Annotated in this window: 11 protein-coding genes and 3 tRNA genes; 6 read left to right on the forward strand and 8 right to left on the reverse strand. The window is 68.9% G+C overall.

Translation table 11 applies throughout. From position 1 onward, the window contains the following. Positions 1-47: 47 nt before the first annotated feature. The 4 genes from ACFYY7_RS01780 to ACFYY7_RS01795 all read right to left on the reverse strand — a co-directional run bounded on the left by ACFYY7_RS01780 (position 48) and on the right by ACFYY7_RS01795 (position 5,694). Entirely contained in the window at positions 48-1,979 is a 1,932-nt protein-coding gene (locus tag ACFYY7_RS01780) for an ABC transporter ATP-binding protein (protein WP_388655732.1), read from the reverse strand. Beyond that, on the reverse strand, positions 1,979-3,712 hold the full coding sequence (locus ACFYY7_RS01785) for an ABC transporter ATP-binding protein (RefSeq protein WP_388655734.1): 1,734 nt from the start codon (positions 3,710-3,712) through the stop codon (positions 1,979-1,981). The genes ACFYY7_RS01780 and ACFYY7_RS01785 overlap by 1 nt, the downstream gene beginning before the upstream one ends. 169 nt (positions 3,713-3,881) lie before the next feature. After that, entirely contained in the window at positions 3,882-5,327 is a 1,446-nt protein-coding gene (locus ACFYY7_RS01790) for an FGGY family carbohydrate kinase (RefSeq protein ID WP_388655736.1), read from the reverse strand. Positions 5,328-5,394: 67 nt separating this feature from the next. Beyond that, entirely contained in the window at positions 5,395-5,694 is a 300-nt protein-coding gene (locus ACFYY7_RS01795; protein ID WP_266733193.1) for a YtxH domain-containing protein, read from the reverse strand. 194 nt (positions 5,695-5,888) lie between these two features. On the opposite strand from ACFYY7_RS01795, the gene ACFYY7_RS01800 reads away from it, so the two are divergent. The 3 genes from ACFYY7_RS01800 (at position 5,889) to ACFYY7_RS01810 (ending at position 6,346) form a co-directional block, all read left to right on the forward strand. Next, a tRNA-Asn gene (locus ACFYY7_RS01800) sits at positions 5,889-5,961 on the forward strand. 5 nt (positions 5,962-5,966) lie between these two features. Continuing rightward, positions 5,967-6,039: transfer RNA gene (locus ACFYY7_RS01805), tRNA-Asn, on the forward strand. A 233-nt stretch (positions 6,040-6,272) separates the two neighbouring features. Then, positions 6,273-6,346, forward strand: a tRNA-Ile gene (locus ACFYY7_RS01810). A 159-nt stretch (positions 6,347-6,505) separates the two neighbouring features. Here the strand turns inward: ACFYY7_RS01810 and ACFYY7_RS01815 are convergent. The 4 genes from ACFYY7_RS01815 to ACFYY7_RS01830 form a co-directional block, all read right to left on the reverse strand. Continuing rightward, entirely contained in the window at positions 6,506-7,078 is a 573-nt protein-coding gene (locus ACFYY7_RS01815; protein ID WP_388655737.1) for a hypothetical protein, read from the reverse strand. A 156-nt stretch (positions 7,079-7,234) separates the two neighbouring features. Further along, positions 7,235-7,828, reverse strand: coding sequence for a hypothetical protein (locus tag ACFYY7_RS01820; protein ID WP_388655738.1), 594 nt, complete (start codon positions 7,826-7,828; stop codon positions 7,235-7,237). Positions 7,829-7,830: 2 nt separating this feature from the next. After that, positions 7,831-10,074: a DUF6571 family protein gene (locus ACFYY7_RS01825; RefSeq protein WP_388655740.1), complete on the reverse strand. Its 2,244-nt coding sequence runs from the start codon at positions 10,072-10,074 to the stop codon at positions 7,831-7,833. 12 nt (positions 10,075-10,086) lie between these two features. Continuing rightward, positions 10,087-10,548 carry a hypothetical protein gene (locus ACFYY7_RS01830; RefSeq protein ID WP_388655742.1) on the reverse strand — a complete coding sequence of 154 codons (462 nt, stop codon included), beginning with the start codon at positions 10,546-10,548 and terminating at the stop codon, positions 10,087-10,089. Positions 10,549-11,292: 744 nt separating this feature from the next. Between ACFYY7_RS01830 and ACFYY7_RS01835 the strand changes: the two genes are divergently transcribed. The 3 genes from ACFYY7_RS01835 (at position 11,293) to ACFYY7_RS01845 (ending at position 14,861) form a co-directional block, all read left to right on the forward strand. Continuing rightward, positions 11,293-11,484 (forward strand): hypothetical protein, encoded by a 192-nt coding sequence (locus tag ACFYY7_RS01835; protein ID WP_388655744.1) that lies wholly within the window; start codon positions 11,293-11,295, stop codon positions 11,482-11,484. A 131-nt stretch (positions 11,485-11,615) separates the two neighbouring features. Continuing rightward, positions 11,616-13,499, forward strand: a complete 1,884-nt coding sequence (locus ACFYY7_RS01840; RefSeq protein ID WP_388655746.1) for an ABC transporter ATP-binding protein — start codon at positions 11,616-11,618, stop codon at positions 13,497-13,499. A gap of 96 nt (positions 13,500-13,595) precedes the next feature. Beyond that, positions 13,596-14,861 (forward strand): MFS transporter, encoded by a 1,266-nt coding sequence (locus tag ACFYY7_RS01845; protein ID WP_388655747.1) that lies wholly within the window; start codon positions 13,596-13,598, stop codon positions 14,859-14,861. The last annotated feature ends 38 nt before the right edge of the window (positions 14,862-14,899 follow it).

Below are 14,899 nucleotides of genomic sequence, written 5' to 3' on the forward strand. Positions count from 1 at the left end.
CCGGACAGCGGTACGGGCCCTCGCGTACGTACGAACGGGCAGCGTCCCTAGTCGACTTCGGCGACCGCCTGCGCGAACTGCGCCGAATAGAGCCGTGCGTAGGCGCCCTCGGCGTCCAACAGCTCCTCGTGGGTGCCCTGTTCGACGATCGAGCCGTTCTCCATCACCAGGATGATGTCGGCGTCCCGGATGGTGGAGAGCCGGTGCGCGATCACGAAGCTCGTACGGCCGTGGGCCAGCCGCGCCATCGCCTTCTGGATCAGCACCTCGGTACGGGTGTCGACGGAGCTCGTCGCCTCGTCGAGCACCAGGATCACCGGGTCGGACAGGAACGCCCGCGCGATGGTGATCAGCTGCTTCTCGCCCGCGCTGACGCCGGAGCCCTCGTCGTCGATCACCGTGTCGTAACCGTCCGGCAGGGTGCGGATGAACCGGTCGGCGTGGGCCGCCCGCGCCGCCTCCTCGATCTCCTCCCGGGTGACCTCGCGCGAAGCGCCGTACGCGATGTTGTCCGCGATCGAACCGCCGAACAGCCAGGTGTCCTGGAGGACCATGCCGATGCCCTGGCGCAGCTCGTCGCGCGACATCTTCGTCACGTCGACCCCGTCCAGCGTGATCCGGCCGCCCGTCACCTCGTAGAACCGCATCAGCAGATTGACGAGCGTGGTCTTGCCGGCCCCGGTCGGGCCGACGATCGCGACCGTGTGCCCCGGCTCGACGTTCAGCGACAGATCCTCGATGAGCGGCTTCTCCGGGTCGTAACGGAACGACACCTTCTCCAGCGAGACGCTGCCCCGCAGCTCCTCGGGGCGCTCCCGCTCGCCGGGCGCGGGGTCGGTGCCCTGCTCCTCGGCGTCCAGCAGCTCGAAGATCCGCTCGGCCGAGGCGACGCCCGACTGCACCAGGTTCGCCATCGAGGCGACCTGGGTCAGCGGCATCGAGAACTGCCGCGAGTACTGGATGAACGCCTGCACATCACCGATCGACAGCGCGCCCGAAGCGACCCGCAGACCACCCACGACGGCGATCAGCACATAGTTCAGGTTGGAGACGAACATCATCAGCGGCTGCATGATCCCGCTGTTGAACTGCGCCTTGAAACCGGCCTCGTACAGCGCTTCGTTCTGCTCGGCGAAGTCCCGCGCGGACTCCTCCTGCCGGCCGAAGACCTTCACCAGGGTGTGCCCGGTGTACATCTCCTCGATGTGGGCGTTGAGCTTGCCCGTCACCTTCCACTGCTGCACGAACTGCGGCTGCGAGCGCTTGCCGACCTTCGTCGCCACGAACGCCGAGAGCGGCACCGTCACCAGCGCGACCAGCGCCAGCAGCGGCGAGACCCAGAACATCATGATCAGCACGCCGACGATGGTGAGCAGGGAGTTGATGAGCTGGCCCATCGTCTGCTGCATCGTCTGCGAGATGTTGTCGATGTCGTTCGTCGCCCGGCTGAGCACCTCGCCGCGCTTGGCCCGGTCGAAGTAGGACAGCGGCAGCCGCGACAGCTTCGTCTGGATGTCCTCGCGCAGCTGGAACACGATCCGGTTGATGATGCTGATCGACAGCCGGGTCGCCACCAGCATCAGCAGACCGGCGCCGACATAGACCGCCAGCGCCACCAGCAGTACGTCGCCCACCGCGCCGAAGTCGATACCGTGACCGGGAACGAAGTCCACCCTGGAGAGCATGTCGGCCAGGCCGCTGTTGCTCCCGCGCAGGCCCTCGATGGCCTGCTCCTTGGTCGCCCCCTCCGGCATCTTCCGGCCGACGACCCCGGCGAAGACCAGGTCGGTCGCTCGGCCGAGGATCTTCGGCCCGACCACCGACAGGCCCACGCTCAGCGCACAGGCCACCAGCATCACGTAGAGCGAGGTCTTCTCCGCCGCGAAGCGCTTCAGCAGCCGCTTCGAGGACCCCTTGAAGTCCATGGACCGGTCGGTCGGCGCCCCGCCCGCCATCATGCGTCCGCCAGGCCCGGCCATTACGCGGCCTCCGCTTCCGTCAGCTGGGAGAGCACGATCTCCCGGTACGTTTCATTGCCGTCCATCAGCTCGTGATGGGTGCCGGAGCCGACCACCCGGCCCTCGTCCAGCACCAGGATCCGGTCCGCGTCGCGGATGGTGGACACCCGCTGCGCCACGATCACCACGGTCGCATCGGCCGTCTCCTGGGTGAGGGCCCCGCGCAGCGCGGCGTCGGTGGCGTAGTCGAGCGCCGAGAACGAGTCGTCGAAGAGATAGATCTCCGGGCGCTGCACCAGCGTCCTGGCAATGGCCAGACGCTGCCGCTGCCCGCCCGACACATTGGTGCCGCCCTGCGAGATCGGCGCGTCCAGACCGTGCTCCAGCGCCGTGACGAACTCCTTTGCCTGCGCGACCTCCAGCGCGTGCCACAGCTCCTCGTCGGTCGCGTCCGGGTTTCCGTACCGCAGGTTCGTCGCGACCGTCCCGGAGAACAGATACGGCTTCTGCGGAACGAGACCCACGGTCTTCGCCAGCAGCGCCGACTCCAGCGTCCGCACATCCGTGCCGTCTACCAGCACCTGGCCGTCCGTCACGTCGAACAGCCGCGGTACGAGACCGAGCAGGGTCGACTTCCCGCTGCCCGTCGACCCGATGATCGCGGTGGTCTCGCCGGGGCGGGCCACCAGATCCACCGACCGCAGCACCGGCTCCTCGGCGCCCGGGTAGCGGAAGTCCGCGCCGCGCACCTCCAGATGACCGCGGGCGAGGAGCTTGCGGACCGGCTTCACGGGCGGGACCACGCTGGACTCGGTCTCCAGGACCTCCTGGATGCGCTCGGCACAGACCTCGGCGCGCGGCACCATCATGAACATGAAGGTGGCCATCATCACCGACATGACGATCTGCATCAGATAGGCGAGGAACGCGGTCAGCGCGCCGATCTCCATGCCGCCGCTGTCGATGCGCTGGGCACCGAACCAGATCACCGCGATCGACGAGACGTTCACGACCGTCATCACGGTGGGGAACATCAGCGCCATCAGCCGGCCCGTGGACAGCGCCACATCCGTCAGCTCGGTGTTGGAGCCGCGGAACCGCTCCTCCTCGTAGCCGTCCCGTACGAAGGCGCGGATGACGCGGTTGCCGGTGATCTGCTCGCGCAGCACCCGGTTCACCGTGTCGAGCCGCTCCTGCATCGTGCGGAACAGCGGGCGCATCCGCCGCACGATCAGGCTCACCGCGATGCCGAGCACCGGCACCACCGCGAGCAGCACCGCGGACAGCGGGACGTCCTGGCCGAGCGCCATGATGATGCCGCCGACGCACATGATCGGGGCCGACACCATCAGCGTGAACGTCATCAGCACCAGCATCTGGACCTGCTGGACGTCATTGGTCGTACGGGTGATCAGCGAGGGCGCCCCGAAGCGCCCCACCTCACGGGCCGAGAACGACTGCACCCGGTCGAAGACCGACGCCCGGATGTCGCGGCCGAGCGCGGACGCGGTACGGGCGCCGTAGTAGACGGCCCCCATGTTGCAGACCACCTGGGCGATGCTGACGGCGATCATGATGCCGCCGAATTCGAGGATGTAGCCCGTGTCGCCCTGCACGACACCGTTGTCGATGATGTCGGCGTTCAGCGTGGGCAGGTAGAGGCTGGCGCAGGTCTGCAGCAGTTGGAGGAGGACCAGCAGCAGGATGGGTTTTCTGTACGGACCGAGATAGGCCCGCAGGAGTTTTATGAGCACGCGTGTCTCTCGGAGTCGGCAGAAGGCAGGGGTCGACCCATTTTCCGGCACCGACGGCCGTGACCGCGAGCAGTTTTACTCAAGACCAGGTCAAAAAACGGACCGAGTACACAAGTGGAGGGGGTTCACCTCGCTCGGAGTACTCGGCCCGTCGCGCAGACGTACGGACTCAGCTCGCGGAGTCGAACGCCCCCGGGTGGATCTGGTCCCGCGTCGCCACGTACTGCTGGCGCACCGCCTGCCCGACCGCCAGTTCCTCGCCCGGCTCCAGCACCTGCGCCGCGGCGCCCTGCCAGGCCGGGGGAGTGAGCGGATCGGCCGTCCCCTGCGAGACCCCCAGCGCCCAGGCCGCCTGCCGGGCCGCGCCCAGCGCCGCGTACTCGGCGGGCTGCGGCACGACCACCTGCGTACCGAAGAGCGCGGGCGCCAGCCCCTGTACGGCGGGCAGTTCGGCCGCCGCCCCCAGCAGGAACACCCGCCGCACCTCGACGCCCCGGCCGCGCAGCACGTCGAGCGCGTCGGCCAGCGAGCACAGCATCCCCTCGAACGCCGCCCGCGCCAGATGTTCCGGCTTCATCGACTCGCGCCGCAGCCCGCAGAGCGTCCCCGCGGCGTGCGGCAGCCGCGGCGTCCGCTCGCCCTCCAGGTACGGCAGCAGCACCAGCCCGGACGCGCCCGGCGTGGACTTCAGCGCCAGCGCGGAGAGCTCGTCGAGACCCTCCACGCCGAGCATCTCGGAGGTCCCGCGCAGTGCCCGCACCGCGTTGGAGGTGTGCACCACCGGCAGGTGCTTCCCGGTCGCGTCCGCGAAAGAAGTGATCATCCCGGCCGGATCGGACAGCGCCTCGTGGTGCACCGCCATGACCGAGCCCGACGCACCCAGCGAGACCACCGCGTCGCCGACCCCGACCCCGAGCCCGAACGCCGCCGCCATCGTCTCGCCGGTCCCCGCGGAGATCAGCAGCCCCTCGGGCGTCGTCCCGGCCGCATCGGCGGGACCGAGCACCTCGGGCAGCGCCGCCTGGTGCCCGAGCGCGAGCTCCACCAGGTCGGGCCGGTAGGAACCGGTGTCCGCGGACCAGTAGCCGGTGCCGGACGCGGCACCCCGGTCGGTGGTCCGCCGGGCCGGACGCCCCAGCAGCTGCCAGACCAGCCAGTCGTGCGGCTGGAGCACCGCGGACACCCGCTGGGCCGCCTCCGGCTCGGTCCGCGCCATCCAGCGCAGCTTCGCCACCGGCTGCGCGGCCTGCGGCACCGCCCCGACCGCCTCGGCCCAGGCCTGCCGCCCGCCGAGCCCGTCGACCAGATCGGCGGCGGCGGCCTGCGCCCGCTTGTCGTTTCCGAGCAGCGCCGGGCGTACGAGATTGCCCTGGTGGTCCAGGGGCACCAGGCCGTGCTGCTGGGCGGAGACGCCGATGGCCTGCACCCCTTCGAGCAGCCCGCCGCCTGCGGCCTCGCCGAGCGAGAGCAGCCAGGCCTGCGGGTCGACCTCGGTGGCCTTCGCCTCGACGGGGTGTGCGGCGAACCCCCGGCGCAGCACTGCGCCCGTGTCCGTATCGCAGACGACGATGTGCGTGAAGGCGGAAGAGCTGTCCAAGCCGGCGACTATCCCCATGCCCAAGATTCTGCCGCACCGCCGGACCTTTTCCGTACCGGTTGCGCGGACCCCTGGCCCCCAGGGCCTAGGTGTTGCTGGTGCCCCAGTCGTCCTCGCCGTTGCGGCCGCGGTCCCGCAGCGAGCGCACCCGGTCGGTCACCGAGGCAGGGACCTTCTCACCGACCTTCTCGCTCACCGCGTGGTACGCCTTGCCGGCCAGATCGCGGCCGCTCTGCGCCGCGGACTCGGCGGTATTGCGCACGGCCGGGTTCTGGGCGAACTGGCGTGCGGACTTCTTCATCTGCTCGTAGCGCTCGCGTCCGGCCCGTGTCCCGATCACGTATCCGAGGGCCAGTCCGGCGATGAACGTGAGCCGGTACCGCATGGCTGCCACCCTTCCTTGCTCACTGCGAAGCTTCAGTGCGACGTGTGCTGCCCGCCTACCCGCGGGCACCTGAGATCACCCCGGGGGATACCGATTGGCAAAGCACCCCCCTGCTTGCGCTAATGTATGTGTCGCAGCGAACGAGCGCCGCCCGGCAGCAGCCAGGTAGGTAGGGTTCGGTGCACACGCAGCAATCCCCTGTAGCTCAATTGGCAGAGCAGCCGGCTGTTAACCGGCAGGTTACTGGTTCGAGTCCAGTCGGGGGAGCGCGATCCCCTGTAGCTCAATTGGCAGAGCATTCGGCTGTTAACCGGAGGGTTACTGGTTCGAGTCCAGTCGGGGGAGCGGAACGGAAGAGGACCCCGAGGGGTCCTTTTTCGTATGCCCGGCGACGGTCACCACCGTGGTGCGTGTGGGGCGCATGCGACTCTTTCGCATGTACTTCGCTCCATCCGGAACCGGACGGCCGACGGTGCGGTCTTCATGGTCACGCGAAGCCGACCATCCGGAGCGAGAGATCGTATGACCGGCTATGCTGCGGCAGACGGCGCGCACACTTGTACGCGCCACGCCGAAAAGGGGCGGTAGCTCAGCCGGTTAGAGCAGCGGACTCATAATCCGTCGGCCGTGGGTTCGAGTCCCACCCGCCCCACCGAACAACCTTGGGAAGAATCGTTCTGACCTGGGGGAACGCACTTTTGTGAGGGTGCTTCGCGTGCAGCGGACGCCGCACAGAGGTGCTGCGAGCGTAAGTCGTCGCGCGCCCAGCCCACCCGCCGCGGCGAGGCGTGGCAGCGGGCGGGCTGGACGGTCAGGCGGCGCAGCCGTACCGCTTGACGAGATTGGTGGCGGCTTCCCGCACCACGGTCGCGCTGTTGCGGATCGCGGTGTCCCGGTCGACGAGGCCCTTCTTCTCCTCCTGCGAGGGAGCGATGAGCCTGACGGTCATGTACGGGGCGGGCGAGCCCATTCGGGCGGCACAGCCGGCGGGCAGAGTGGCCTCGGCCTGGTCGGGGAGTGCCCAGCCCTTGAAGCCGGGGCCGAGAGGGACGGAGTCCTTCCTGGGGCCGGAGTCGTGCCGGGCGTCCGCGATGATCAGGTTGAAGAGGCCTCGGCGGTAGTCGCTGTCGGGGTCGGCGCGCATGACGCCGCACCCCTTGAACACCTTGAGGTCACCCCTGCCCGGGCTTTCCCACTCCTCCGCGCTGACCTCGCCCCTCTTGCCGTCGTCGATCAGCTCCGCCGTCTGCCGGCTGAGCGCGCCATGACACAGGGTCTGCGGCAGCGGCGGCTTCTCGTTGCCGTCAGGCCAGAGGCTCGCCGTCACGACGGCCGCTCCGGTGACGCCGAGCACGAGGGTCAGCGGCAGCCACTTCTTGTCCATCGGTTACTGTCCCGTTCACTTGTCGGCGCCCCCATGCCGTTCTGGTACCACTGCTGAGCGGTGGCCCGGAGGTGGTCCTCGTACCCGCCGGGGCCCCGCTGATCGGGTTTCACGAACCCGATCAGCGGGAAGCGGCGGCCGGCGAGCCGACGTCGGTCAGGCGGCGCAGCCGTACTGCTCGGTCAGGCTCTCCACGGCTTCGAGGATCACGGTGCGCGAGTCCTTCATCAGCGACTCGTAGTTCCAGTCCCGTCCGACGATTGCGACCGGTGAGACCTTGAGGGTGACGCTGATGTACTGCGCGTCGGGCCGCCTCATCTTCTTCGCGCACCCGTCCGGCAGCTGCACCTCGCTCTGCCGCCGGCCCACCCAGCCCGTGAGGCCGTCACCGATGCGGCTGGCGTCCTTCGGGGGGTCGTTCAGCGCATTGGCGGACCTCACGTCCAGGGCGTACTGGAGCCGCTTGCTGCTCTTGTCCCCGGCGGTCTCCCGATTGACGAAGCAGGTGGTGGAGAAGACCGGGTCCGCCGGCTCGGTCTTGGATCCCGAGCTCTTCGGGATGAACTCGTCGACCTGGACGGCCCCTCCCTTGCCGTCCTGGAGCAGGCCCGCGGTCTGCTCCGTCAGCATGCCCAGGCACAAGTTCTGCTCGCGCAGCTTCTTGAGTTCCGTCGGCCAGAGTTCGAGCGTCGCGACGACCGCTCCCGCGACGACGAGCACGGCCGGCAGGACCAGGTACTTCTTGTTCACGACTACGGCTGCCCCATCTTCTTCTGGGCGTCCTCGATGCCGTACTGGTACCAGTTCTCGGCAGTCGTCTGGAGATGGTCCTCGTACTCGCCCGGGGTCGCGTCCAGCTCCTCCTTCGTGAGGCCCTTCTTCATCGCCGTCTCGCGCATCATGGCGTCCATCTGCTTCTCGCCGTTCTCGAAGTGGTCGACCATGTTCTTGCGGGTGTCCGCGTCGACCTTGGCGTTGAGATCGTTCATGTACGCGGCCGTGCCCACGTCGACCGAGCGCTGGACCACGTCGCCGACGACGGGGATGGCCGTCAGGGGTGCGCCGATGACGTGGTAGTTCATCATCTTGTTCCAGCCGTTGGTGTCCTTCTCCGCCTGGCCGAGGTCGTAGATGACGTCGCCGCGCACGCCGTCGAGGTGCCCGAGCACCGACGCGGACTGCTTGACCCAGGCGCGCAGCCCCTCGTCCTCCTTGCGGTACGAGTCCGCCGGGTATTCGTTCATCCCCTCGGCGATCACCACGCTCTGCGAGTGGTGCATGACACCGAACGCCTTGGGGTCCTCGGCGACGCCGCGCATGATGCGCAGGAGGTCGCCCCGCTCGATCTCAAGGCTGTTGTAGTCGGTGGGCCCGTCCATGTTCTTGCCGAGGATCTGGTGCACGTCCGAGGCGTAGTCCCCGATCATGTTGCCCATGCTCGTGCGCATGGGCAGAGGCACGGAGCTCTGGTTCTTCGGCGCGTCCTCGCCGCTGTACTCCTTGACGATCCGCTCGAAGATCGCGGTCTCCGCACCGTCGTGGTGGGCGCCGGCGCCGTGCAGCGGGCTGCCCGGCTCGCGGCCGGTGGCCGCGGCCTCCAGAGCGGCGCCGAACTCGGTGCGGGCCGAGGTCTGCTGCAGGTCGTCGGGCATCTTGTCCTGGACGTCGCCGCCCGGCCAGTCCCGGTCCTCCAGGAAGTACTTGAGGTTGTCCGTGGTGTTCGGGTCGAAGTAGTGGGTGGAGGCGGACGGGTTGCGGCTCATGGCGTTCAGCAGGCCCTTCATCGGGTCCTCCTGCGTGCCCTGCCAGTTCTTCATGACGCCGTCGTAGGCGTCGTCGTTGTTCGTCTCCCAGTCGCGAATGGAGTCGCCGACCTCGGTCAGGAAGGCCTCGCTGTAGACCGGGTCGCCCTTGTCCTTGTCGTACGGGGAGGCCTTCTCGTCCTTCGGGTCGTACGCCTTGTCGCCGGCGTCGGCGGCCATCAGGTCCGTGAGGTCCTTCAGGGTCGCGGCGCCGCCCCCGATGGCCCCGGGGTGGCGTGCGGGGAGGCCGTTGCCGTCGCGGGCCGTGGCGATGAGCTTGTCGGTCCAGGCCGAGGTGACACCACCGGGGGTACCGATCGAGGAGTCGGGTCCGGTGGCGGTTGCAAGGGAGCCGGACAGTGCCTTGTAGAGGCGGGCGTCGGTGCTGGAGAGCTGGCCGTCGAGGCCGCCCGTCTCCAGGGAGTTGGCGAGCAGCAGCACGGCGTCCTGCTGGTCGCGGCCCCGGTAGCTGAGGTTCTTCATCAGCTGCTCGGAGAAGGCGGGCGAGTCCTTGCCGTTCTCGGCGAGCGTGAGGAGCCGCTCGCGCTCCTTGTCGTCGAGGTGCTCCCAACGGGCGTAGAGCTTGGCGGCCTCGCGGCCGTTCTCCGCCTGCTGCTTCTCCTCGGCGCGCATCTTCTTGGCGTCGGCGACACCACCGAGGTCGGTGCTGCCGAAGTCGTTGGGGTGGTTTCGGATCAGTGCCCGCAGACCCCAGGCGCAGAGCTCATCGGCTTCGTTCGCGCGTTTCAGGATGCCGTCGATCTTGCCGCGCAGCGCCTCGAACTGTGCCTCGGTGGCTATGGGTTCGGTGCTGTCCTTGGACCGGCGGTCGGGATGTACACGATGGCTGAGGACGCCGTCGGGGTAGATGGTGATACCCGGCGGAGGGTTCTCGTACGTCCGCTTGAGGTCGTCCTGGGCCGACTTGAAAAGAGTGTGGGCGTCCTTGAGGAGGTCACGTACGGACTCGGCCTCGGTGATGGCGTCACCGAATTCCTTGGCGGTCTTGGTGACGAACTCCTTGGTGACGGTGGCGTTCTCACCCTTCCAGCTGGACTTGTCGGCCTTGGTCTTCATGGCCGACGCGTTGGTCTGGAGGGGCGAGGTCAGCTTGCCGATCATCTCGGTCCACTGGGTCACCGCGGTGTCGAGCGGGCCGAGCCTGGCATTGAGGAGCTGCTCGAAGGTGGGCATGGTGGCTGCTCCTTACTGGAAGTACTTGCTGATCTGCGAGGCGGGAACGGCCGCGTCCGCTCCCGGGGCGACGGGACCGACGATGCGCAACTGCGTCTCGACCCACTCGTCGTCGGCCTTTTTCGAGGCCTTCGTGTAGTCGAGGTGGTTGGAGATATGGGCGCACGCCTGAAGGAGGGTCTTCACCTGCGTCTCCCAGGTCCCGATCACTTCGGTGAACGCCGCACCGGTGTCGAACCCGTCGCCCTTGAGGCCCGTACCGGCGGTCTCGCTCGCCGCCTTCGCGTGCTTGCCGGTCGCCTCGAGGCCGTTGAACAGGTCGAATGCCGCGTGGCCTATGTCCCCCAGCTCATCGTCCGAGACCACGTAGTCGGCCGACCCCTTCGCGGGCCCGGAACCGCCGTTCCCACCGGCCGTGTTCAGCCTCATCGCGGCGGAGGCCTTCAGCGCGCCCCATTCCTCTTCGAACGACATGATCCACACCCCGTGTACTGATAGACAGCCGAATCGCGCGCCACGATACCCGCGTGATCAAACGATTCGCCGACTACGGGGTCTTCGGCGTCCCGGGAAGGCGCTGCAGCTCCGTCGAGGCTCAGTTGGCGCAATTGTCCCCGCAACTCGGCTTGTTCCGGCGGAGCTTCGGTGGCAGCTGAGCCGTTCGTTCGCGATTCGGTCGGATCGCTGTCACCGCGGCATCGGCGTGCCGCACAGGGAGCCTTCCCGGCGAATCGCCCATCCCCGTTCGGGCGGGGCCCGTGTCCACGGGGTCCGGCCCCGCCCTGTCGGCCGGACCGGGCGCCGGACCGGCCTGCACACCACACATGGTTACGGAGCGTAACTGTGTGTGGTGTGCAGGGGTCCGTCCTGGCTTCTGAAGCCCACTGTGATGCGGAGGTGATCCGATGGTGCCGAGTCCTGCCCGCTCCGCCGTCGATGTTCCGGCAGGAGCGTTGTGGCCTGCGTGTACGTACGGGACGGCCCTTAGGTGTCGGGGCCCTCGACGGGGGCTGTTCGCCCCTGCCTGCGCGTCCCCGCCTGTGCTTCATGCCCGGAGAGTCACCTGTGGCAACGCTCCGAAGGATTAGGGTATTTCGTCACTTTTAATCCTTGATTACGGCTTCTACGACTTGTTGGTCGCAGGGGTCGGACGTAGTGTCGAAAGTGCCGCTGCAGGAGCAAGGAGCGGCACAGTGAACTCCTCCAGAGGAGGCGAAGATGAAGGTTCGTAGCATCTTCGACCACAGGGACGGCGGTCGCGGCGGATACGGTGGCCGTGGCGGATACGGCGGTCGTGGCGGGTACGGCGGCCGTGGTTACGGCGGCCGTGGTTACGGCGGCCGTGGTTACGGCGGACGCGGGTTCGGCGGCTACTACGGCTACGGCCGTGGTGGAGGCTGGGGTTGCTGACACTCTTCACTCCCGATCCCTGACACCAACTCGAGGCAGGCTCGCGCAGCGCGCGGGTCCGCCTCGTCGTGTGGGGACCTGTTTCCATGGCTACGGCCCATAGGCCCGAGCACCTCTGCGATGTGATGCCCATGCGCTTTCACAGCCCGCTCCAGCGTTCCGCCCGTGACGAGGAGCCGCCCGAGGACCCGGTGACGGATGTTCCGATCCGCACCGACCCCGTCAGCATCATGGCGTCCTTCCGGCGCTTCTGGCCTCTGACCAGAGGCGATCGGCGCTGGCTCGTCATCATCTTCCTGTGTGCGGTCCTGGCCGCCCTCGCCGAGACCATCACCGTCCTGCTGTTCGCCAAACTCACCGACACCGCACTGCAGACCGGCAATGTCAGCGCCTTCTGGAAACCTGCCGCTCAGTGGCTCGCCGTGGCGGTGGCCGGTGCCGTGGTGGGGTACCTGGGCAGTTCGCTCGCGGTCTGGACCGCCGAACGCTTCGTGCTGCGGCTGCGGGCCCGCGTCTTCGGCCATATCCAGAAGCTCCCGCCGCACTTCTTCCAGCGCAATCGCCGCGGCGACCTGGTGGAGCGGCTGACGGGCGACGTGGAGGCCATCGAGGCGCTCGTGGTCTCCGGCATCGTCGGGGCGTCGTCGGCGCTGTTCGGCACCGTCTTCTACGCCGGTGCGGCCCTGCTGCTGCGCTGGGACCTGGCCCTCGCCACCTTCGTCATGGTTCCGATCCTGCTGCTCGTCACCCGCGGGTTCGCCAAGCCCCTGCGCGCGGTGTCCCGGCGCGGCCGGGCGGCGGACGGTGCCATCACCGCCGTGGTCGAGGAGACCCTGGTCAACGTCGTCATGACCCAGGCGTACAACAGGCAGCAGGACGAGGAGGACCGGCTCAGCAGCAAGGCGCGGCTCCGGTTGAGGACAGCGGTGAAGGCCGTCCGCCTCACGGAGTTCTACGAGCAGTTCATCGAAGTCCTCGAAACGCTGTGCGTCCTCACCATCATCGGGCTGGGGGCGTGGGAGATCTCGGCCGGCCGGATGACCCTCGGAGAACTGCTGGCCTTCGCCGCCTTCATCGGCTACCTCTACCCGCCGATCCGTTCGCTGGGCCAGCTCGGTCTGACGGCCACCGCCGCGACCGCGGGTGCCGAACGACTGCTGGAAATCCTCGACGCCGAGCCCTCCGTCACCGACCCGGGCGACTCGGTGCCGGTGCCGGAGCGCAGCCGGGCGCTCGGCGAGGTGGAGGCGCGTCAGGTCTTCTTCCACTACCCCGGCAGCGACGAGACGGTGCTCAGGGACCTCTCGTTCACCGCGAGTCCCGGGGAACTGCTGGTCATCACCGGCCCCAGCGGCGCGGGCAAGTCGACGCTGGCCGCGCTGCTGCTCAGGTTCTACGACCCGGGCGCCGGCAGCGTCCTGCTGGACGGCGTCTCCGTGGACCGGATGCCGCTGACCTATCTCCGCCGGAACATCACGCTGCTGCCGCAGGACACGCTCGTCCTGCACGACACCATCGAGGAGAACATCGGCTGCGGACGCCCCGACGCGAGCCACGAGGATGTCGAGCGGGCCGCGCGGGCGGCCGACGCCCACGCGTTCATCGAGGTTCTGCCGGATGGATATGACACCGTCATATCCACCGGCACCTCCCGGCTCTCCGGCGGCCAGTTGCAGCGCATCGCCATCGCCCGCGCCATGCTGCGCGACGCCCCCGTGCTCCTCCTCGACGAGCCCACCACCGGCCTCGACCGGCTGGCCGCGGAACGCATCCTGGAGCCCCTGCGGCGGCTGGCCCGCGGCCGCACCACCATCGTGATCACCCATGACCTGGCCCTGGCCGCGGACGCCGACCGCATCCTCGTACTGGACGAGGGGCGCCTGGTGGAATCCGGCACGCACACCCAACTTCTCGGCCGGAGCGGCCTGTACGCCACGCTCTTCGAGCGCCGCTCCCGGCCGCACAACGGAACCGTCTACAAGTCCGCCCGGCCGTCAGGGATCCACTGGAGATAGCCGGGCGGCGCCACGGAGCCGTTACGGCGCTGCCGGGGCGGCCGGTTCCCGACGGCGACCGGACCGCCGGAGAACTGCCGGTGGTTACCATCCGCTGTGACCGAAACGACCGAAGGACCCGCTCCCCGCACCCGAATACTCGCCGATCTGACGCCGCTGCGGACCTCCCCCGACTACCGGCGGCTCTGGTTCGGGAACACGGTCTCCTGGATCGGGCAGGGGATGACGTCGCTCGCCGTGTCGCTCCAGGTCTACGACATCACCGGGTCCGCCTTCTCGGTCGGGCTGATCGGGTTCTGCTCGTTCCTGCCGCTGGTCGTCTTCGGGCTGTACGGCGGTGCCGTCGCCGACACCATCGACCGGCGAAAGCTCGGCCTGGCCAGCTCCGCCGGGTCGTTCCTGCTCTCGGTCGCCCTGGTCGTCATCGCCGTCGCGGGCGTGGAGCAGGTGGGCCTGCTGTACGCGGTCGTCTGCCTCCAGGCGGCCTGCTTCGCGGTCAACTCACCGGCCCGCAGCTCGATGATCGCCCGGCTGCTGCCGGCCGAGCAGCTGCCCGCCGCCAACGCCCTCACCTCGATGACCAGCACCACCGGCATGCTGGTCGGGCCGATGCTCGGCGGGCTCGTCGTCGGCTGGTGGGGCTACCGGGCCGCGTACACCGTCGACGCCGTCACCTTCACCGCCTCGCTCTACGCGATGTGGCGGCTGCCCGCCATGCTGCCGGAGCGGGAGGAGGGCGCGGGGGACAAGCGGGCGTCCGTCGCGGACGGGCTGCGCTTCCTCGGGACCAGGCCCAATCTCCGGATGACCTTCTTCACCGATCTGTGCGCCATGGTGCTGGCCCACCCCCGGGCGCTCTTCCCCGTCGTCGCCGTCCTCTGGTACGGCGGTGACGCGAAGACCACCGGACTGCTGGTCGCCGCCCCGGCGCTCGGGGCACTGCTCGGCGGGGTGTTCTCCGGCTGGCTGGGGCGCGTCCGGCGCCACGGTCTCGCCGTGCTGGTCGCCGTCGCCTGCTGGGGCACCGCCATCGCGGTCTTCGGTCTGACCCGGCAGCTCTGGCTCGGGCTGGTCTTCCTGGCGCTCGCCGGGTGCGCGGACACCATCTCGATGGTCTTCCGCAACACCATGCTCCAGGCGGCCGTGCCGGACGAGATGCGAGGACGGCTCCAAGGCGTGTTCATCGTCGTCGTGGCGGGCGGACCGAGGCTCGGCGACTTCGTGGCGGGATCGGTCGCCGACCTCGCCTCGCCCGGCCTGGCGGTGACCGGGGGCGGGATCGCCTGTGTCGTCGCGGTGACCCTGCTGGGGCTGCGGTGGCGCGGGTTCGCCCGGTACGACGCGCAGAACCCGCAGCCCTGACCAGTCCACGCCCTCCGGTACGACGCGCACAACCCGCA

Origin of the sequence: Streptomyces sp. NPDC001933, assembly GCF_042890955.1 — a bacterium.
GTDB lineage: Bacteria > Actinomycetota > Actinomycetes > Streptomycetales > Streptomycetaceae > Streptomyces.